18 protein-coding genes are annotated in these 19,653 nt (G+C 75.9%); 10 read left to right on the top strand and 8 right to left on the bottom strand.

All coding sequences use genetic code 11. From position 1 onward, the window contains the following. Positions 1–71 precede the first annotated feature (71 nt). The gene (locus AC07B0_RS00735) at positions 72–605 is read right to left on the bottom strand and encodes a GNAT family N-acetyltransferase (protein ID WP_478896034.1); all 534 of its coding nucleotides are present in this window, start codon (positions 603–605) and stop codon (positions 72–74) included. A 154-nt stretch (positions 606–759) separates the two neighbouring features. Here AC07B0_RS00735 and AC07B0_RS00730 point away from each other — a divergent pair, with 154 nt between their 5' ends. After that, a complete protein-coding gene (locus AC07B0_RS00730) occupies positions 760–2,058 on the top strand; it encodes a sulfite oxidase (RefSeq protein WP_356871899.1) in 1,299 nt (432 codons plus the stop codon). Positions 2,059–2,098: 40 nt separating this feature from the next. Here AC07B0_RS00730 and AC07B0_RS00725 read toward each other — a convergent pair whose 3' ends face one another. The 3 genes from AC07B0_RS00725 to AC07B0_RS00715 all read right to left on the bottom strand — a co-directional run bounded on the left by AC07B0_RS00725 (position 2,099) and on the right by AC07B0_RS00715 (position 5,023). After that, positions 2,099–3,274, bottom strand: a complete 1,176-nt coding sequence (locus AC07B0_RS00725) for an alpha/beta hydrolase family protein (protein ID WP_478896032.1) — start codon at positions 3,272–3,274, stop codon at positions 2,099–2,101. Positions 3,275–3,395: 121 nt separating this feature from the next. Next, positions 3,396–4,361: an isopenicillin N synthase family dioxygenase gene (locus AC07B0_RS00720; RefSeq protein WP_469384262.1), complete on the bottom strand. Its 966-nt coding sequence runs from the start codon at positions 4,359–4,361 to the stop codon at positions 3,396–3,398. A gap of 113 nt (positions 4,362–4,474) precedes the next feature. Next, entirely contained in the window at positions 4,475–5,023 is a 549-nt protein-coding gene (locus AC07B0_RS00715) for a cupin domain-containing protein (protein ID WP_478896030.1), read from the bottom strand. 288 nt (positions 5,024–5,311) lie between these two features. Here AC07B0_RS00715 and AC07B0_RS00710 point away from each other — a divergent pair, with 288 nt between their 5' ends. Both AC07B0_RS00710 and AC07B0_RS00705 read left to right on the top strand, forming a co-directional pair. Beyond that, entirely contained in the window at positions 5,312–5,875 is a 564-nt protein-coding gene (locus AC07B0_RS00710) for an HPP family protein (RefSeq protein WP_478896028.1), read from the top strand. A 95-nt stretch (positions 5,876–5,970) separates the two neighbouring features. Beyond that, positions 5,971–6,759, top strand: a complete 789-nt coding sequence (locus AC07B0_RS00705; RefSeq protein WP_356871909.1) for a VOC family protein — start codon at positions 5,971–5,973, stop codon at positions 6,757–6,759. A 51-nt stretch (positions 6,760–6,810) separates the two neighbouring features. Here AC07B0_RS00705 and AC07B0_RS00700 read toward each other — a convergent pair whose 3' ends face one another. Continuing rightward, positions 6,811–7,650, bottom strand: coding sequence for a class II glutamine amidotransferase (locus AC07B0_RS00700; RefSeq protein ID WP_356871911.1), 840 nt, complete (start codon positions 7,648–7,650; stop codon positions 6,811–6,813). A 98-nt stretch (positions 7,651–7,748) separates the two neighbouring features. On the opposite strand from AC07B0_RS00700, the gene AC07B0_RS00695 reads away from it, so the two are divergent. Continuing rightward, a complete protein-coding gene (locus AC07B0_RS00695) occupies positions 7,749–8,789 on the top strand; it encodes a PHP domain-containing protein (RefSeq protein WP_478896026.1) in 1,041 nt (346 codons plus the stop codon). Between the two features lie 38 nt (positions 8,790–8,827). On the opposite strand, the gene AC07B0_RS00690 is transcribed toward AC07B0_RS00695, so the two are convergent. Continuing rightward, on the bottom strand, positions 8,828–9,745 hold the full coding sequence (locus AC07B0_RS00690; protein ID WP_478896024.1) for a UbiA family prenyltransferase: 918 nt from the start codon (positions 9,743–9,745) through the stop codon (positions 8,828–8,830). Positions 9,746–9,833: 88 nt separating this feature from the next. Between AC07B0_RS00690 and AC07B0_RS00685 the strand changes: the two genes are divergently transcribed. The 3 genes from AC07B0_RS00685 to AC07B0_RS00675 are packed head-to-tail and all read left to right on the top strand — an operon-like array spanning position 9,834 to position 12,479. After that, positions 9,834–10,895, top strand: a complete 1,062-nt coding sequence (locus tag AC07B0_RS00685) for a type III polyketide synthase (RefSeq protein ID WP_478896022.1) — start codon at positions 9,834–9,836, stop codon at positions 10,893–10,895. Positions 10,896–10,902: 7 nt separating this feature from the next. Then, positions 10,903–11,454, top strand: coding sequence for an isoprenylcysteine carboxyl methyltransferase family protein (locus AC07B0_RS00680; RefSeq protein WP_356871919.1), 552 nt, complete (start codon positions 10,903–10,905; stop codon positions 11,452–11,454). Next, entirely contained in the window at positions 11,451–12,479 is a 1,029-nt protein-coding gene (locus tag AC07B0_RS00675) for an NAD(P)/FAD-dependent oxidoreductase (protein WP_356871921.1), read from the top strand. Before AC07B0_RS00680 ends, AC07B0_RS00675 begins: the two co-directional genes overlap by 4 nt. 71 nt (positions 12,480–12,550) lie before the next feature. On the opposite strand, the gene AC07B0_RS00670 is transcribed toward AC07B0_RS00675, so the two are convergent. Next, complete coding sequence (locus tag AC07B0_RS00670) at positions 12,551–13,660, bottom strand: hypothetical protein (protein WP_469384269.1); 1,110 nt, start codon at positions 13,658–13,660, stop codon at positions 12,551–12,553. A gap of 231 nt (positions 13,661–13,891) precedes the next feature. On the opposite strand from AC07B0_RS00670, the gene AC07B0_RS00665 reads away from it, so the two are divergent. Both AC07B0_RS00665 and AC07B0_RS00660 read left to right on the top strand, forming a co-directional pair. After that, entirely contained in the window at positions 13,892–15,607 is a 1,716-nt protein-coding gene (locus AC07B0_RS00665) for a carboxylesterase/lipase family protein (RefSeq protein WP_478896019.1), read from the top strand. A 4-nt stretch (positions 15,608–15,611) separates the two neighbouring features. Then, entirely contained in the window at positions 15,612–16,766 is a 1,155-nt protein-coding gene (locus tag AC07B0_RS00660; RefSeq protein ID WP_469384273.1) for a serine hydrolase domain-containing protein, read from the top strand. A 13-nt stretch (positions 16,767–16,779) separates the two neighbouring features. Here the strand turns inward: AC07B0_RS00660 and AC07B0_RS00655 are convergent, their stop codons facing one another. After that, complete coding sequence (locus AC07B0_RS00655; RefSeq protein WP_478896017.1) at positions 16,780–18,123, bottom strand: M64 family metallopeptidase; 1,344 nt, start codon at positions 18,121–18,123, stop codon at positions 16,780–16,782. A 150-nt stretch (positions 18,124–18,273) separates the two neighbouring features. Between AC07B0_RS00655 and AC07B0_RS00650 the strand changes: the two genes are divergently transcribed. After that, a complete protein-coding gene (locus AC07B0_RS00650; RefSeq protein WP_467291932.1) occupies positions 18,274–19,650 on the top strand; it encodes a helix-turn-helix domain-containing protein in 1,377 nt (458 codons plus the stop codon). The last annotated feature ends 3 nt before the right edge of the window (positions 19,651–19,653 follow it).

Raw genomic sequence — 19,653 nt, 5'->3', positions numbered from 1 at the left:
GTGGAGGGGGCCTCCCAGCGCTCCGGCGGACCTCCGGGTCATCCGATCGGACGATGCGCCGCGGCTGCCGGTCAGGCCTCGTACTCGGTGAGGTCGATGCTGTGGAGGGTGAAGAGGTGTCCGGACTCGCGATCGCTGAGGTTGCCGTCCGATTCCATGCCGAGCTTGCGGATCACGTTCTCCGAGTCCTCGTTGCCCGCGCGGTTGACGCAGATCACCCGGTCGAGGCCGCGGTCCTGGAGGGCGAACTCCAGGGTGGCCTGGGCCGCTTCGGAGGCGTAGCCCTGGCCCCAGTAGGACCGTCCGAGCCGCCAGGTGATCTCCACGGCCGGCATCACCTGGGGCAGGTGCTCGGGGACGCTCAGGCCGACGGCTCCGATCAGTTCACCGGAGGCGAGCAGTTCGACGGCGAAGAGGCCGAAGCCCTCCTCGTCCCACTCGTCTTCCCAGCCCTCGATGGCGTCGGCGGTCTGCTCCAGGTCGAGGGTCGAGCCGTCGCCGATCCAGCGCATCACCTCCGGGTCGGCGTGGATCTCCGAAAGGGGGACGAGGTCGTCGTCGCTCCAGCGGCGGAGGACGAGGCGGGGGGTGCGGATCTCGGTCATGCCCCACATCCTGCCGAACGCGGCCGACCAGCGGTAATCGGGTCCTTCGTTGCCGCCGTATTGCGGGTTCGTGGCCATTTCGGGGCGCCCCTCCCGGGGGCCGGTGCGGGGCCCTACGGTGCGTCGGAACCCGTCGTGAAGGAGTGTCCCGCCCATGTCCCTCGACCTCTCGGACGAGAGCCGGTACGACCGTGCGCGCCTGCGGCAGTGGGCGCGCGGACGCGCCCGTTCCGCCGGCGTGGACCGCCGTCACCTGCTGAAGCTGTTCGCCGCAGGGGCGGCCGCGGCGGGGCCGCTCGGCCTCGGGGCCGGAGCGGGAACGGCCGGGGCGGCCGAGGCCGCCGGGACCGCGGCGCCCGCCGCCGCGCCGGCGGCGCCGGGCATCGTCAAGCCGCTGCCGCCCGAGCTGTTCACCGTGCGGGGCACCAACGCGGAGACGAACTTCGCGGCCCTGCGCGGCACCGGGCCGCTGACCCCGCTCGACCGGTTCTTCGTCCGCAACCACACCTCGACCCCGCGCCTGGAGGCCCGGGACTGGACGCTGCGGGTGTGGGGCGACGGCCTGCGGGGCGGGCCGGCGGAGTTCTCGTACGAGCGGCTGCGCGCGCTCCCGGCGGTCGAGCGGACCCTGTTCATCGAGTGCGCGGGCAACGGCCGCAGCTTCTACACCAGCCAGCAGGGCCAGCAGGTCAGCGGCACCGCGTGGACGCTGGGCGCGATCGGTGTCGCGCACTGGCGGGGCGCCCGGCTCTCGGACGTCCTGCGGCGGGCCGGGATCCGCCGGGACGCGGTCGACGTGCTGCCGCGCGGGCTGGACGACGAGGTGGTGACGAACGGGGTGAACCTGGGGCGGGTGCGGCGCCCGCTGCCCGTCTCCAAGGCGCTGGACGACGTCATCCTGGCGTACGAGATGAACGGGCGGCCCCTGCCGCCGGACCACGGGGCCCCGGTGCGGGTGGTGGTGCCGGACTGGATCGGCATCTCCTCGATCAAGTGGGTGGGGGACGTAGAGGTCAGCGCCACCCCGCTCTACACCCCGTGGAACACCGACCTCTACCGGCTGTTCGGGCCCGGACAGCCGCCGCAGGGCAGTGCGCCGCTGACGCGGCAGACCCTGAAGAGCGCCTTCGAGCTGGAGCTGGGCGCGACGGTCCCGGTGCACCGTACCCGGCTGCTGACCGGGCGTTCCTGGTCGGGCGCCGCGCCCGTGCACCGGGTGGAGGTGAGCACGGACGGCGGCGCCCGCTGGCAGCGGGCCCGGCTGCACGACACCCCGCGCCGGGGCGGCTGGGTGCGCTGGTCGGTGCCGTGGACCCCGCGCGCGGCGGGGCCGACGGCCCTGCTGGCGCGGGCCACGGACGCCACGGGCCGTACGCAGCCCGCGACGGCCGCCCACAACACGCAGGGCTACCTGTTCGACGCGGTGGTGCGCCACCCCGTGACGGTCGTCTGACCGGGCCCACCGGGCCGCCGGGGCCGTGGGCCGCCCCCGGTCAGGGCCGGTGGAAGAGGACCTCGGGGGCGTCGGCGGACGGGCCGTCCAGGACGGGCTGGGGCCTGCCCTTCAGGTGCTGGTCGAAGAAGGCGCCGACGTAGCGCCGGGTGAGTTCGAGGGACCGGGCTCCGCCCAGCGGGGTCTCGGCGTCGGGTATGCCCAGCTGGTCGCCGATGAGCGGGAAGTCGGTGAAGGTGAAGTGGCCCGAGCCGGTGAAGGTGATCCAGCGCTTCCAGCCGTCGAGCAGGGGCCAGTCCCGGTCCCAGCTCTGCTGCCCGCCGGGCCCGTTCCCCTCCGCGCCGAGCAGCATGAAGGGGCGGCCGCCGAGCCCGCCCGCCGGGACGGGCGTCGCCAGGGTGCCGTCCATGTCGACGCCGGCGCGGACGCGGCCGTCGGCGGCCATGGCCGCGGCGGCGGAGGCGCCGCCTATGGAGTGGCCGGCCATGGCGATGCGGCGGGGGTCGATCAGGCCGGCGCGGCTCCAGGCCGGGTCGCGTCCGGTGAGGCGGTCCAGCAGGAAGGACACGTCCTGGGCGCGGCCGTCGCTGACCGCCCGGTAGCCGCGGTCGCCACCGGCCTTCTCGCAGGCGAGGCACTCCAGTACGCGGCCTCCGGGGAAGGCCGTGCCCGAGGTCTCGTAGGCGTGGTCCACGGCGGCGACGACGTAGCCGCGCGAGGCCAGGTCCTCGGCGAGGGAGGTGAGGGTGGCGCGGGGGACGGTGAAGCCGGGCGACAGCACGATCAGCGGGTACCGTCCGGCGACGGGCCGGGCCCCCGACCGGGCGTGTGCCTGCGTGCCCGCCAGGGTCCGGGCGGGCACGGTCTGTTCCAGCCCCCGGTCGGCGAGGAGCAGCCGGGCCTCTTCCTCGGTGAGGTAGCGGACCGGTCCGCCGGTGCCGCGCTGGGCCGGATAGCGCATCGTCACCATCAGCTCGCGCGGCCCGGATCCCGACCAGTGGTCGGTGCGGGACCGGTCGACGAGGTGGAGGGTGTCCTGGCCGACGGCGAACCTGCCGGTGGGGCGCGGGAGTTCGGGAACGGTGCGGGCACTCGGCGCGGCGGGCGCGCCGGCCGCGGGCGGCGCGGCGGCGACCGCGGCGCCGGCGGCCGCCAGCGGGAGCGGGAGCAGGAGGGCGAGGACGGTCAAGGATGCGGCTGCGCGGCGTCGTGTCATGCGGACGAACCTAGGCGCGGGTCCGTGACCCGGTCGTCAGCTCTCCGGAGGACCGGGGACTCATCTCAAGTCGTAGGCCGTGGAGGGGAGATCATCCCTGCTGGGGACAACTGACCCTGATTCAGGGGACGGTGATCGCGTCGAGTTTCGCCCGCAGGTACACGTGGGAGTCGACCGGTTCGTGCCGCACCCGTCCGAGCGGGGCGGGCAGGGACTCGACGCGGGTGTGGGCGTCGCACTCGTAGAAGTAGACGAGCGAGACCAGTTCCTCGGCCGGGGCGGCGGCGGGCGGTGGCAGGACCCGGTGGCGGCCCGCGCGCCAGCGGTCCCCGGTCCAGCGGGCCAGCAGGTCGCCGATGTTGACGGTCAGGGCCGCCGGGTCGTAGGGCGCGTCCTGCCAGCCCCCGGAGTCCGTGTGGATCTGCAGTCCGCCCGCGCCGGGCTCGCGGTCCAGGACCGTGACCGTCCCGAAGTCGGTGTGCGCGCCGATGCGGAACTGGCCGGGCAGGGGTGGCCCGACGGTCTGCGTTCCCGGGTACCAGTTGAGGTTGAACCCCCAGGTGGGGTGGCCGGTGTGCCGGGTGAAGTGGTCCTCGGGCAGGGTCAGGGCCACGGCCAGGAGTTCCAGGAGCTCGTCGCAGAGGGCCCGCATCCGGGCGAGGTAGCGTTCCGCCAGCGGGCCGAGCCGCGGTGTCTGCGCGGGCCAGACGTTCGGCCGGAACCACTCGGCGTCCACCGAGGCGATCCCCGTCGGGTCCTGCGCCGCGCACGACCAGGATTCCTTCAGGTCGGGCGGGGACGCCGTGCCCTCCGCGTAGCTGTTGGCCTCCGCCCCGGGCCCGAGCCAGCCGCGCCCGCCGACGCTGACGGCGTACGGACGCTTCGCCTCGGCCGGCAGCCGGAAGAAGGCGCGGGCCGCCTCCCTGATCCGGGCGGGCAGCTCCGGGTCCACGCCGTGGCCGGTGACCAGCAGGAACCCGGCCTCCTGGAGGGCCTCGTCGACGCGGGCGGCGATGCGGGAACGCGCGGCGGCGTCGCCCTCCCGCCACAGTCCGAGATCGATCACGGGAACGGGTGAACCGGTCATGCGGGACCTGCCTTCCGGACGGTGGACGGGCATCCGGAGAAAGCGTAGGGGGTGCCGTGCCGATCGGGCCGGGACACGTCGCCGCCGCGAGGAGGGCGCCGTCGGCGTGCGGGTCAGTCCGGGAGTTCCGCGCCGCAGCGGGAGCAGTAGCGGGCGTCGGACTCGGCGGCGAGGCGCCCGCAGCCGGCGCAGACCCGGTGCAGCAGGCAGGCCGTCTCCCCGCCCTCCTCGGCGGGAGCGGGGGCGGGAGGGGCGGCGGGGAGGTCGGCGGGGAGGTCCGAGGGCCGCGCACCGGTCGCGGTGGCGATGCCGAGTCCGGGGCGCCGGGCGTGGACGGTCAGGTACGTGAGGCCGGCCGGTCCGGCGGTGAGCGAGCGCCGGGAGTTCCGCGCCAGCCAGACCACCGAGTGGGTCCGCAGCGCGAGCGGGCCGTCCTCGGTGTCGATCCGCCCGCCGCCCCAGACGACGACGAGCAGCACGTCGACGGTCGGCTCGGCGTGTTCCCCGATGACCGTGCCGGGCCGCAGGCGGATGAGGTTCGAGTCCAGACCGCGGCCGGCCTCGGTCAGCCGCCACACCGCACCGGTCGCGTCGGCCGGGGCATCGGCGATCACCGCGTCGAGGTCCGTGAGGACCCCGGCGGGGTGGGGGTGCGTCATCATGCTGGTCCTTCCCTGCCTGCTGAGCGTGCCTTCGCAGTCATACACGATCACGGCCGGCCCGTCGGGCCCGATCAGGGCATTGTTCCCCCACGGTCTCACCCCCACCACGGGGTTCGTACGCGTGCCCGATAAAGTCGCCTTCGGATCGCGTCGGCCGGACATGGCACGGATCGCGAAGCCGGCGGGCGGTGGACCACCGCGGCCGGCCCGCCCACCGCCCTGCCCTGCCTGCCTGCCTGCCTGCCCCGCGCGGTCCGCCCGCCACCCGCATCGGAAACCTGCTCCCGCATGAACACCAGCACCACCACCGGTCCCCCGCATCCGCGTCCCGTCGAGGCCGTCCCGCTGTCCCCGCGCGCCCGGCTGTCGAGGGCCAAGGCCCCCGCCCGGCCCACCGCGGCCGCCGCCCTGCACAGCGTCAGCGCGGCGACGACCGTGCTCCTGGCCCTCGTCGGCATCGGAGCCGTGATCCACGAGCCGGTCCTCATACCCCCGCTGGCCGCCAGCGCGGCCCTGGTGCACAGCGCCCCCACCCTGCCGCTGGCCCAGCCGCGCGGAGTCGTCATCGGCCACATGCTGGGCGCGGCCGTCGGGTACGCGGCCCTCGCCGCGGCGGGCAGCAGCGCCTGGACGGCGGCCGTGGCGGCCGGAGTGACCCTGGCCCTGCTCACGGTCGCCCGCACCCCGCACTCTCCGGCCGTCGCCACCGCCGTCGTGACCGTCCTCCAGACCCCGGCTCCCGCCCGCTTCGTCCCCCTCCTCTTCGGCTCGGCCGTGCTCCTCGTCCTCACCGGGTACGCGGGCTCCCGCATCCGCCGCGACGCTCCCAGGTACCCCGCCTACTGGTGGTGACCTGCGGGCGCGCCTACGCGCCGCCGGGGGACCCCGGGCGCTACTCCTAGTGCGGGCGGCGTGGTGGCTGCGGTGGCGGACGAGAGGCGGCACGTATGACGGAGATGACGGCCAAGGACGTGTTCGGGGCGCCGTGCTGGGTGAGCCTGATGGCCCGTGACATGGCCGCCGCCCAGCGTTTCTACGGGGCGGTGGTGGGCTGGAGGTTCCGCCCGGCCCCCCTCGGCGACGCCTTCTCGGTGGCCGTGCTGGGCGGCGCGCCCGTGGCCGGCATCGGGGCCCTGGCCTCCGACCTGGGCATGGCCGTGGCCTGGACCCCGTACTTCGCCGTCGACGACGTGGACGTGGCGGCGAGCCGGATCCGCGAACGCAGCGGGACCGTGGCGGTCGGCCCGGTCTCCTTCCCCTCGGGCGGCCGCGCGGCCCTCGTCGCCGACCTGGAGGGCGCGGTCTTCGGGATCTGGGGCGGCCCCGTCTCCTCCCGCTGGCGCGTGGGCCTGGGCCCGGCGCCGGCCTGGCTGGAACTGCGGACCCGCAACGCCTTCGACGCGGCGCTCTTCTACGGAGAGGTGCTGGAGTGGGCCAGCGGACGGCCCGGGGCCTGCGAGGTGTCGTACGAGCAGGACCAGGTGGTGCTGCGGCAGGGCGGCGAGCCGGTGGCCCGGCTGAACAGCGGGCCGGTCGAGGCGGCCGCCTACACCCCGCACACCCGGCCCCGCTGGCACGTGCACTTCCGCGTCCCGCGGCTGGAACCGGCCGTCGAGGCCGCGGTCGAACTGGGCGGGCGCACCGTCTCGGAGACCACCTCGGACGGCACCGACCGCTCCGTCACCGTCCGCGACCCGGACGGGGCGCTGTTCACGCTCACCACCGCCCTCGCGTGACGGCGCCGGCAGCAGCGCCGGCGGGGCACGTCCCGGTCAGGGCAGTTCCGGTCAGGGCAGTTCCGGGAGGAAGGGCAGGTACTCCTGGTCCGGATCGGACGGGATGACGACGTAACTGGCCTCGGGAAGCTCGTTCCACACGCCCGGCAGGTCCCCGAGCGGCTCCGACACCACCAGCCGGGAGGCGTCGGAGACCTCCCGCAGGAAGTCGATCTCCGGGTGGAGCTGCCGTACGGTCTCGGCCCGGCTGCTGTAGAACAGCGAACGGGACCTGCCCTCGCTGGAGTAGCGGAACGCCCACACGCGCTCGCCGTCGCTGACCGCGACCGTCATCTGGAGCGGATCGGGGACGCCGTGTTCCTTCCCGAGCCGCTCCACGAGGCCCGCCATGCGGGCCACCGCACCCGGGACGTCCTGGTCGAGGCCGAAGGTGACCGCGAGGTAGAACATCACCTCCGAGTCCGTCGACCCCTCGATGGACGGGAACAGCGCCGGGTCGACGGCCATGCACAGGTCGCGCTGGAGGCGCTGGAAGTCGGTGATCGCCCCGTTGTGCATCCACAGCCAGCGTCCGTGCCGGAAGGGGTGGCAGTTGGTCTGCTGGATCGCCGACCCGGTGGAGGCGCGGACGTGCGCGAAGAACAGCGACGAACGGACGTGCGCGGACAGTTCCTGGAGGTTGCGGTTGTTCCAGGCCGGTCCGATGTCACGGAAGACCGCCGGCGTGCCGTCGCCGTCCTGGCTGTACCAGCCGATGCCGAAGCCGTCCCCGTTGGTGGACTCCACCCCCATGCGGGCGTGCAGGCTCTGGTTGATGAGCGAGTGCTCGGGGCGGTAGAGCACGGCGTCGAGCAGCATGGGCGAGCCGGAGTAGGCAAGCCAGCGGCACATGGGCATCATCCCTTTCACAGCCAGTACCGAGCCTAACGCGGCAGCGGTCGCCGGGCCTCGGCGGCATTGCGACACTGGGCGCGGGAGGAGGTACGCGCATGGACCCGGTGGCCGCGCTGGACCGGATCGCCTTCCTGCTGGAGCGGGCGCAGGCACCCACGTACCGGGTGCGGGCCTTCCGTACGGCGGCGGCCGCGCTCACGCGGATGGGAGAGCGGGAGGTCTCCGAGCGGGCGGCGGCCGGCACGCTGGAGGCCGTCAAGGGCATCGGTCCCAAGACGGCCCAGGTGGTCCGGGAGGCGCTCGGTGGTGGGGTTCCCCAGTACCTGGGCACCCTGGAGGACGAGGCCGCGGCCCTCCCCGAGGGTCCCCCTCCCTCCCCCGCCGCGGCGGCGCTGCGCGCGGCCCTGCGCGGGGACTGCCATCTGCACTCGGACTGGTCGGACGGCGGCAGCCCGATCGACGCCATGGGGCGGGCCGCCGCGGAACTGGGCCACGCGTGGGCGGTGCTCACCGACCATTCGCCGCGGCTGACGGTCGCCCGGGGGCTCTCCCCGGAGCGGCTGCGCGAACAGCTGCTGGTGGTGGCGGAGCTGAACGCGGCGTGGGCGCCGTTCCGCCTGCTCACCGGCATCGAGTGCGACATCCTGGCGGACGGTTCGCTGGACCAGGAGCCGGAGCTGCTGGAGCGGCTCGACCTCGTCGTCGGGTCGGTCCACTCGAAGCTGCGGATGGAGTCGCCCGCCATGACGCGGCGGCTCCTCACGGCGGTCCGCAACCCGCTGATGGACGTGCTCGGGCACTGCACGGGACGGCTGGTGACCGGCCGGACGCGGCCGGAGTCGCAGTTCGACGCGGACGCGGTCTTCGCGGCGTGCGCGGAGTCCGGGACCGCCGTGGAGATCAACAGCCGTCCCGAGCGGCTCGACCCGCCCCGGCGGCTGCTGAAGCTGGCCGTGGCGGCCGGCACCTTCTTCGCGATCGACACCGACGCGCACGCCCCGGGGCAGCTGGACTGGCAGGTGCTGGGCTGCGCGCGGGCCGTGGAGTGCGGGGTGCCCACCGGGCGCGTGATCAACACCTGGGAAGCGGAGGACCTGCTCACGTGGACCCGCACCCGGCGCCCGCCCGCGCCGTAGGCCGTCTCTTCCGGATCGTGCCGGCGACCGCCGCGGGTTCATCGCGTACCGGCGCCGTGCAGCAGGAGCAGCAGGACGTCGGCGCCCGCGACCGCCATCGTGCCCAGGAAGGGGATCCCGCCGCGCGCCCGGCCCGTCGCGAGCAGCAGCGCGGCGGTCAGTACCAGCAGCCCCCAGCCGTACGGGGTGACCCGTCCGGGCGGGCCGGCCACGAGGCACACCGTCGAGGCGGCCACCAGCAGCCCGGCCAGCGCGGCCGACCACCGGGCGCCGAGCCGCTGCGGCAGCCCGCGGACGCCCGTGGCGAGGTCGTCGGCGATGTCGGGCAGCACGTTGGCGAAGTGCGCTCCGGCGCCCAGCAGCGCCGCCGCGCAGGTCAGCCACGGCGGAGGCCAGGGCGCGCCGGGCAGGCCGAGCGTCACGAAGGCGGGGAGCAGGCCGAAGGCGAGGGCGTACGGGACCCAGGACGCGGCCGTGCCCTTGAGGCGCAGGTTGTACGCCCAGGCGGCCGCCACGCCGAGCAGGTGCACGGCTCCCGCCAGGGCTCCGCAGGCGACCGACAGCACGCCGCACACGAGTAGCGCGCCGAGCGCGGCGGCGGTCACGGTGTCGGGCCGTACGGCGCCCGTGACCAGCGGTTTGTCCCGGCGGCCGGTGGCGAGGTCACGCCGCAGGTCGGCCCGGTCGTTGCACCAGCCCACCGAGAGCTGCCCCGCGGCCACCGCCGCGGCGGTGAGGGCGGAGCCCGCGGCCCCGCGCCCGGAGGCCACCGCCAGCGCCGCCGAGAACACCGTCACGGCGGCGGCCGGCACCGGATGGCAGGCCCGCAGCAGGCCGCCCGCCACGGCGCCCGCTCCCGCGGGCCGCCCGGCGGCGGACCCCTCCCGGGCGGGTGGGTCCGGGGCGGCGGGCCGCGGGGCCGGGCGGGTGCGGTCGGGGCGGGCTCGGGCGGGCACCGTTCCACGCTACGCCGTGGGGGCACGCCGGGCCCGCACACCCCGCGTCATTCGTGATGCGGCGTCAGTTGTTCCCTATGTTGGGCCAATGACACGTGTCCTGGCAGTGAGCAGCGTGTTCCCGCCCCACCTCTACCGGCAGTCCCAGATCACGGAGGCGCTCGTCCGCTTCCTCCCGCAGGGCTCGGACGCCGGACTGCTGCGCCGGGTCCACGCTTCGGTGCGGGTCTGCTCCCGCCATCTCGCGCTCCCGCTGGAACGCTACGGTCCGGACCTTTCCTTCGGGGAGACCAACGCCCTCTTCCTGCGCACCGCCCTGGACCTCGGCGCCCTGGCCGTCGCCCGTGTCCTCGCCCGGAGCACGCTCCACGGCGGGGACGTGGACCTGGTCATGTCGACCACCGTGACGGGACTCGCGACCCCCTCCCTGGAGGCCCGTCTCGCCGCCCGCGCCGGGCTGCGGCCCGACGTACGGCGGGTGCCGCTCTTCGGCCTCGGCTGCGCGGCGGGCGCCGCCGGGCTCGGACGGCTGCACGACCACCTGACCGGCCACCCCGGCGACACCGCCCTGCTGCTGTCGACGGAGCTGTGCTCGCTCACCCTCCAGCCCACCGACACCTCGATGGCGAACCTGGTCGCCGGCGGGCTCTTCGGGGACGGCGCGGGGGCCCTCGTCGCGGTGGGCCGCGGCCACCCCCTGTACGAGAGCGAGCCCGGGCCCACGGTCGTCGCCTCCCGCAGCCGCCTCTACCCCGGCACCGAGCACCTGCTCGGCTGGGACATCGGCGACTGGGGCTTCCGCATGGTGCTGGGCCGCGAACTCCCCGAGCTGGTGCGGCTGCACGTGGCGGAGGAGATCGAGTCCTTCCTCGCCGCCCACGACCTCAAGGCCGCGGACGTCGACGCCTGGATCTGCCACCCGGGCGGCCCGAAGATCCTCGACGTCCTGAGCGGGGCCCTCGGACTGCCGGAGCGCGCCTTCGCGGCGAGCCGCCGGTCCCTGGCGGCCGTCGGCAACCTCTCCTCCGCGTCCGTGCTGCACATCCTCGGCGACGTCCAGGCCGCCGGGCCGCCCGCTCCCGGATCCGTCGGCCTGATGCTGGCCTTCGGGCCGGGCTTCGCCTCCGAACTCGTCCTGCTCCGCTGGTGAGGTCCTGATGCCGACTGCGTACACCGCCTATCTGATCCTGCTCGCGCTCGTCGCCGCCGAGCGGCTCGCCGAGCTCGTCACCGCCCGCCGCAACGCCACATGGAGCCGGGAGCGCGGCGGCCGGGAGTACGGGCGCGGCCACTACCCGGCCATGGTGGCCCTGCACACGGCCCTGCTGGTGGGCTGCGCGGTGGAGCCGTGGGCGGCGCACCGGCCGTTCCTCCCCGCCCTGGGCTGGACGGCGCTGGCCGTGGTCCTGGCCGCGCAGGGGCTGCGCTGGTGGTGCGTCACCACGCTGGGACCGCGCTGGAACACCCGGGTGATCGTGGTGCCGGAGCTGCCGCTGGTGGCCTCGGGGCCGTACCGGCTCCTGCGCCACCCCAACTACGTGGCGGTGGTCGTGGAGGGGCTCGCGCTGCCGCTGGTGCACTCGGCGTGGCTGACGGCGGCCGGGTTCACCGCCGCCAACGCCCTGCTGCTGCGGGTGCGGATCCGCTGCGAGGACACGGCGCTGTCGGATGCCGGCCGGGCCGCGCGGCTCGTGGGCGCCGCCCGGTGATCGACCTGCTCGTCGCGGGCGGCGGCCCCGCCGGACTGGCGACCGCGATCCACGGGGCGTTGGCCGGGCTGGAGGCCGTGGTCGTCGAGCCGCGTCCCACCCCCGTCGACAAGGCCTGCGGGGAGGGGCTGATGCCCGGCGCCGTACGCCGCTTCGAGGAACTGGGCGTGGCGGTGGGCGGGCGGCCGTTCCACGGGATCGGGTACGTCGACGCCGTGACGGGGCTGCGGGCGCAGGGGCTGTTCCGCTCCGGCCCCGGGCGCGGCACGCGGCGTACCGAGCTCCAGGAAGCCCTGGCCGCGCGGGCCGCGGCGCTCGGCGTCCGGACCGTGGCGGGGCGCGTCGGGGAGGTCCGCCAGGACGGCGGCTCGGTGCGCGCGGCCGGGCTCACGGCCCGCTACCTCGTGGCCGCCGACGGGCTCCACTCCCCGGTACGCCGGGCGCTGGACCTGGGCGTGCCGGCCGCACCGGGCCGGCCCGTGCGCTACGGGCTGCGCCGGCACTACGCCGTGCCGCCGTGGAGCGACCTGGTCGAGGTGTACTGGTCGCAGGGGTCGGAGGCCTACGTGACCCCGCTCGGGCCCGACCGGATCGGCGTGGCGGTGCTGACCTCGGAGCAGGGCCCGTACGACGTCCAGCTGGCCCGCTTCCCGCAGCTGGCCGGCCGGCTGCCGGCCGGGCCCACCGGTCCGGTGCGCGGGGCGGGTCCGCTGCGCCAGGCGGCCCGGACGCGGGTGGCGGGGCGGGTCCTGCTCGTGGGGGACGCCGCCGGGTACGTCGACGCGCTGACCGGTGAGGGGCTCACGCTGGCGGTGGCGGCGGCGCGGGAGCTCGTGCGGTGCGTGTGCGCGGGCCGGCCGCAGGAGTACGAACGGGCCTGGCGGCGGCTGTCGTTCGGCTACCGCACCCTCACCGGGTCACTGCTGTGGGCCCGGCGCCGGGCGCCGCTGGCGGGCCGGATCGTCCCCGCGGCGGCCCGTCTGCCGCGGGTGTTCACGGGGGCGGTGAACCTGCTCGCGCAGTGAGCCGGTGCCCCGGAACGGGCAGGGCCCCGGCCGCGTGCGCACGCGGCCGGGGCCCTGCCGTCGGTGTCCGGTCAGGCACCGCCGCCGGCGCGGGTGCGGTCCGGCGGGTACTTCAGGGCGACCCCGGCGAGGAGCGCCGCGGCTCCGGCGCACAGGACCGTCGTGATCCCGGCCCATGCGTGCGGACCGCCGAGCGCGCCGTCCAGGGGGTCGTAGAAGACGACGCCCCCGACCACGTGCAGCGCGACCACGGCGAGCGCGGTCACCGCCGCGGCCCGCCACACCAGGGCGGTGTCCCGCACCGCCAGCAGGGCACCGAGGCCCAGGCAGAGCAGGGCGACCGCGAGGGCCGGCAGGTCGCCGGGCCCCGGTGCGGGGCGCAGCGCCAGGTCGCCCGGGAGGTGCACCACCCCGCAGAGCAGCAGTACGGCGGCGGTCGGCCAGCGCAGCAGGTGGCGCAGCGGCCCCTGGGGCCGGACCGGGTTCCGGGCCGGTGCCGGGCGCGGGGCCCCGCGGCCCGGGTCGCGTTCCCTCTTCACCGGGTCCCCCCATGCCCGCTCCGCCGCGGGGGCGGGCGGCGGTGGGGCCGGTGCCTGCGCGCGGTCCGTCCGGGGGGTCCCGTCGGGTCCGAGGATGCTCACGAGCAGGGCCACGTCCTCGATGGACCGGCCGACGGCCGCCGCACGCAGGGTGACGTCGGCCTCGCCCTCCTCGTGGGGGTGCTCGCCGAGCAGGGCGACCATGTGCCGGACCTCGTGGACGGGGCGGGACACGGCGGCCGCACGGAGCGCCTCGTGTCCGCGGTCGGGGAGCTGGCCGGTCTGCTTGAGGAGGCTCACCAGCGCGGTGACCTCTTCGACGGGGCGGCAGGTGGCCGCCGTCTCCAGCAGGGTGCGTATGGGCTCGGAGTGGGGATCCTGGGCCGGGGCCTCGGGACCACCGCCCGGTGCGGGCTGGGCCGTCGGGACGGCCGTGGCGGTCGCCCCGGCCTCCGGCGTCGGCGTGACCTGGACGGCAGGGGCGGCCGGGGGGACGGGGTCGGTCGGCGCGGCCGGGGTGACCGGCGGGGCGGGGGCGGCCGGGGCGGCCGCGATGGGGGGTCCGGTGGTCGGGTCCGGGGTGGGGGGAGGCCCGTCGCGGTCGTCGTGAGCCGTGGTCGCGAGGGTGCTGGGGTCATTCATGGAAAGCTCCGTTCGCCGACACGCGGGTCTACACATCGCGCGCCGGTCATCGTGCGTCATGGGAATCGCACGCTTTGTTACATTCAGCCGGACGTCCCCGCACTGCGCCATTCGGGGCGGGCAAACGGGGGGGCCGCCGGGGCCGGGCCGGACACGCCGCCCGTGACGCGGGCCCGGGGGCGGCGGCCGCGCCACAGTGGGCCGGGGCACTCGCTCAGAAGGGGGCCGGCCATGCCGCAGCCCGGAACCGTCCGACCGCCCGGGGCCCTCCGGCCACCCCTGGCCCGCCGGCCGGCCGCGGCGCAGCGCCGCGGGCTGCCCGCCGCGCTGCTCGCCGCCACGCTCCTGCTCGGCGCCGCCGCGGCCGGACCCGCCACCGCCCGGGGCGGGGGCGCGGAGCACCCCGTCGTGGAGACCGCCGAGGGCCCCGTACGAGGGCGCGCGCACGGCTCGTACGACACCTTCGAGGGGATCCCGTACGCCGCTCCGCCGACCGGCCCGCTGCGCTGGCGGCCGCCGCGGCCCGCGCCGCACAGGGCGGACGTGCTCGACGCCGGGGCGCCGGGCCCGGTGTGCGTGCAACTCCCGCCCCTGCGGCCGCCGGTGCCGACCGGGTCGGAGGACTGCCTGTTCCTGAACGTGACCGCCCCGGCGGGCCCCGCGCGGGCCGGGCGGGACCGGCCGGTCATGGTGTGGTTCCACGGGGGCGGCTTCCAGAACGGCGCGGGTGCCGCGTACCGGCCCGGTCCGCTGACGGTACGGGGCGGCGCGGTGGTCGTCACGGTCAACTACCGGCTCGGCGTCTTCGGCCTGTTCGGGCATCCCGCCCTCGGCGGCGCCCCGAACTTCGCGCTCGCCGACCAGCAGGCCGCCCTGCGCTGGGTCCGGGCGAACGCGGGCCGCTTCGGCGGCGACCCGGACCGGGTCACCGTGTTCGGGGAGTCGGCGGGCGGTCTCGGCGTCTGCGCGCACCTCGTCTCGCCCGCCTCGGCCGGGCTGTTCCGGCGGGCGATCGCGCAGAGCGGGTCCTGCTCGACGACGATGCCCCCGTACGCGCTGCTGCCGACACTCGGCACCTACGAGCCCTTCGTCCCGGAAGCGCGCACGGTCGCGGCGGGTGTCGCGGCGGCGGACGCGCTGGGGTGCGGGGCCCGGCCGCCGGACGCCGTCCTCGACTGCCTGCGCGGCCTGGCACCGGCCCGGCTGGCGACGCCCGGGCTGATGGAGCGGTTCTCCCTGCTCTCCTACGGGAACCGGACGCTGCCCGAGGCTCCGCGGCGGGCCCTGGAGTCGGGGCGCTTCCACCGGGTACCGGTGGTACAGGGCACGAACCTCGACGAGATGCGGCTCTTCCTCGCGCAGACCCTGGCGGCTCATCCGGTGGCCGATGAACGGACCTACCGGGAGCGGCTCCTGGCCTCCTTCGGGCCGTCGGCCCCGGCCGTCGGGGCGGCGTACCCGGCGGCCCGGTACCCGACGGCCGCGCTGGCGTGGGCCGCCGCGCTCTCCGACGCCTCGTTCACCTGCCCCGCGCTGCGCGACGGCCGGGCGCTGGCCCGTCACGTGCCCACGTACGGCTACCGGTTCGACGACCGTGACGCCCCGAACTTCCTGGGACTGCCGGAGCCCGTGGGTTTCCCCTACGGCGCGGCCCACGGCTTCGAACTCCCCTACCTCTTCGGGATCGTGCCCCTGGCCCCGCCCCAACAGGCCCTCTCCGAGCGGATGGCGGAGTACTGGACCCGCTTCGCCCGCACCGGATCGCCGAACGGGGCTTCCTCCGGCCCCCGGTGGCCCCGCCTCCCCTCCGTCTCCTCCCCCGGGCCCGCGTCCGTGCTGTCCCTGGCTCCGGGCCCGGGCGGCATCCGGCCGGTGGACGCGACGGCCGCACACCACTGCGCCCTGTGGGATTCCCTGCCCGCGTTCCACGACTCCGACGGAAGGTGATCCGATGACGGGACTGCGCGAGGTGCTGGAGGCGCACACCGGCGGCGGAGTGCTGCCGGGCGCGGTGGCGCTGGTGGCCCGGGACGGCCGGGCCGAGTGCGTGGCGGCCGGCCGCGCCGAGGCCGGCGGCGGGACCCCGATGGCACGGGACTCGCTCTTCCGGATCGCCTCGCTGACCAAGCCGGTGACGGCCGCGGCGGCCATGATGCTGGTCGAGGAGGGCCGGATGGCGCTGGACGCCCCGGTGCGGCGATGGCTGCCCGAGCTGGCGTCGCCGGTGGTCGTCCGCACGCCGTCGTCCCCGGTGGACGACGTGGTACCGGCCGTGCGCCCCATCACCGTCGAGGACCTGCTCACCTTCCGGGCCGGGTACGGGTTCCCGTCGGACTTCTCGCTGCCCGCGGTCGGCCTGCTGTTCAGCGGCCTGAAGCAGGGCCCGCCCCAGCCGCAGCACGTCGCGCCGCCGGACGAGTGGATGGCGGCGCTGGCCCGGATCCCGCTGCTCCACCAGCCGGGCGAGGCCTGGCTCTACCACACCTGCTCCGACATCCTCGGCGTGCTGGTCGCACGGGTCTCGGGGCGGTCGTTGCCGGAGTTCCTGGCCGAGCGGATCTTCGGTCCGCTCGGGATGGCCGACACCGGGTTCGAGGTCACCGGGGACCGGCTGGGCCGGTTCACGGGCTACTACCGCGCCGGGCCGCGGGGCGGTCCGGCGGAACTGGTCGACGCCCCCGGCGGGCAGTGGAGCCGTCCGCCGGCGTTCCCGGCGGGCGGGGGCGGGCTGGTGTCCACCGCCGATGACTGGTACGCCTTCGGGCGGATGCTGCTCGCCGGGGGAACGGCCGACGACGGGCGGGTGCTGCTCTCGCCGGACTCGGTGCGGCAGATGACCACCGACCATCTGACGCCGGCCCAGCGGGCGGGCGGCGAGCTGTTCCTGGAGGGCCAGGGCTGGGGGTACGGCGGCTCCGTCGACGTCGAGCGGCGCGATCCGTGGAACGTGCCCGGGCGCTACGGCTGGGTCGGCGGAACGGGTACGGCCGCGCACGTCGTCCCGTCCACCGGGGCCGTCACGATCCTGCTGACCCAGCTGGAAACGTCCGGGCCGACCCCGCCCGCCCTGATGCGCGACTTCTGGCGGTACGCGGCCGGCGCCTGACGCTCCGCGCGGGTCAGAGGCTTACGTTCCAGGTCGCGGTGGAGCTCAGGGTCTTCGCGATCGCGGGGTCGCGTACGGAGTCCGTGCGGTCCCGCGCCGTCACGGACAACCGGTGCCCGCGCAGGTCGAAGAGCCACAGTTCGGCGACCCGGACCTCGGTCCGGCCCTCGAACCGCTTCAGTTCCCGGCCGTCGAGGTACCAGCGGACCTCGATCCGGCGGCCGTCGGCGGCGGCCAGGGCGGGTACGGCGGCCCGCGCGGTGTGGCGCAGGCGCAGGGTGCGGTCGGTGGGGGTGAGCGGGGTGACGACGTTCGCGTGCCGGTGGAAGCCGGCGATCATCGCTTCGACCCCGGGCAGGTTGAAGGGTTTGCCGAGGACCCTCATCAGGGAGTTGTCGGTGGGGCGTCGGAGTCCGGTGGCGTAGTAGCCGGCCCCTTCGTACGCGGCGACCGTGCCGCCGTCGGGGGAGGTTTCGCCGAGCCAGCGGTACCACTTGGTCCGCTGGGCCGCCATCCGTTCGGCGTCGAGCGTGGAGGTGTTGGGGTCGGCGGGCTCGGGGCCCGTGTACTTCTCGTAGTCGGGGACGCCGGGGTAGAAGTACTCGTCGGCGAGCTTGCCGAGGGAGTGGCCGGTCTCGTGGATGGCGACCTGACCGGACTTGGGATGGCCCGCGGAGGCGGTGGAGATGCCCTCGTACCCGAGGGCGGCGCTGGGCTCGTTGTAGCCGGCTCCGCCGTACTTGGCGCTGTTGGCGAGGACGATGACCAGGTCCGCCTCGGGCGCCCGGGCCACGTACGCGTCCACCTTGGGCTGGTCGACGCAGAGCAGCCGCTCGATGTCCTCGCACCAGAAACGGCTGCCGAGCGCGGTGTCACGGACCGTGCCGGGGTCGGGGTCGCCGGAGACCCCGGACTGGACGGACACGGCGTCCACCGTCCACAGGTTGAAGAGGGTGCGGTAGGTGGCGTAGGGCTCGACGGCCTCGACCTCGGCCCATTTCGCCCGGGCGTCGGCGTGGAACCGCGCGAGCTCGTCGGCGGTGTAGCCGTCGCCGACGACGACCACGTCCAGGCGGTCGGCGGTGGGGCCGTTGTCGATCACCTTGGTGACCTTGCCGTCGGCCGTCCGCGCCGGCACGGAGGGGCGGGGGGAGGCCTTCGCCGGTCCGGCCGCGGGCACGAGCACGTGGCCCGATCCGGCCTCGCCGCCGTGTTCGGGCCCGGGTATCTCGACCTCGACGCGCCCGGGCCGCGGCGGGTCGGCGGCCGCCGCGGGCAGCGGGGCGCTGAGCAGGACGGCGCTCGCGCAGGCGGCCGCGAGGGCCGCGCGCAGGGCCGGACGGACGGAACGTCTCATCAAGTCCTCCACCGGGAGAGGGAGTTAAGAAGCGAGTTAATTCGAGTGAATCGGTTGCTTAAATTAGGTGGCGCACGGGGCGTGCGCAATGGTCCGCCCCGGCTGAATACTGTTGGGCGCGCACAACACGCTCCACAGCAGGGGGTTTTCATGGACGAACCAGCCGAGATCGGGCGCCGGGTGCAGCGGCTGCGCGGCGAACGCGGGCTGACCCAGCGGCAGTTGGCGGAGCCCTCGTACACTCCGGCGTACGTGTCGACCCTGGAGGCGGGCAAGGTCCGGCCTTCCGAGACCGCCCTGCGCTTCCTGGCCGGGCGGCTCGGCACCTCGTACGAGGAACTGACCACCGGGCGTCCGGCCCGGCTGGCGACCGAGCTGCGGCTGGCCCTGACCGATGCCCAGCGGACCCTGGCCACCGGGTCCGCCGAGGAGGCCGCCGCCCACTTCCGGCGGCTGCTCGCCGAGGCGGAGGAGCTGGAGCTGGCCGACGAGCGGGCCGAGGCGCTGCTGGGGCTCGGCGACTGCGCGCTGGAGTCGGGCGAGCTGTCGCAGGCCATCGCCCGCTTCGAGGCGGCGGAGGCGCTGCTGGCCGGCGAACCGCTGCCACGCCGGGCCCGTCCGGTCCGGGGCCGGGCCGTGGCCCACCTGCTGGCGGGGGAACTGCGGTACGCGTGCTACCTGCTGGAGTCGGCGATCGACGCGCTGAACGCGGAGGGCCTCGCCGATCCCGAGGCGCTGCTGCTGCTCTACTCGGCGGTGATCGGGCCGTACATCGACATGGGCGCCCACGCCCGTGCCGCCCACGCGGCGGAGCTGGCGCTGGCGCTGGCACCGCAGGTCGGGGATCCGGCGCTGGTGGCGGGCATGCACCGGCAGGTGGCGCGGACGTTCCTCGCCGAGGGACGGGTGGCCGACGCGGACGCCTCCCTCGCGAAGGCGCAGGCGGTCTACCGGCAGCTGCGGCTGCGGACCGACCTGGCGCACTGCCACTGGATGCGCGGCTACGTCCAGGCGCAGCACGGGGAGCTGGAGTCGGCCGAGCGGGAGCTGCGGACGGCGCGGGAGATGCTCGCGGCCAAACGGGCGGCCCTGTACACGGCACAGGTGGAGGTGGAGCTCGCGGACGTGCTGCGGCGGCTGGGCCGGTACGCGGAGGCGGCGGAGCTGGTGTCGGCGCTGCTGGAGCCGGGCGGCGGCCCGGTGGCGGGGCCGGGGAGCGTGCACGCGGGCGGCGCGCACCGGCTGCTCGGCCTGATCGCGGAGGAGCGCGGGGAGACGGAGGCGGCCGAGGAGCACTACGTACGGGCGCTGGCCCTGCTGGAGCGCAGCGGGGCGGGCGGGGACCTCGCCGACCTGTGCCGGCTGCTGGGCGATCTGCTGCGGCGTACGGGGCGGACCGAGGCGGCGCTGGACGCCTACCGCACCGGGCTCGGGCACCGGTCGGCGCCGGGGACGACGACGCTGGGGCCGGCTCCCGCCGCGCCCGCGTTCCGTCCGCCGACGACACCGCTCCCGGCGCCGCGGTGAGGG

The sequence above is a fragment of the Streptomyces sp. NPDC044704 genome (genome assembly GCF_056433525.1).
This window is presented reverse-complemented; position numbering and strand designations above follow the sequence as displayed.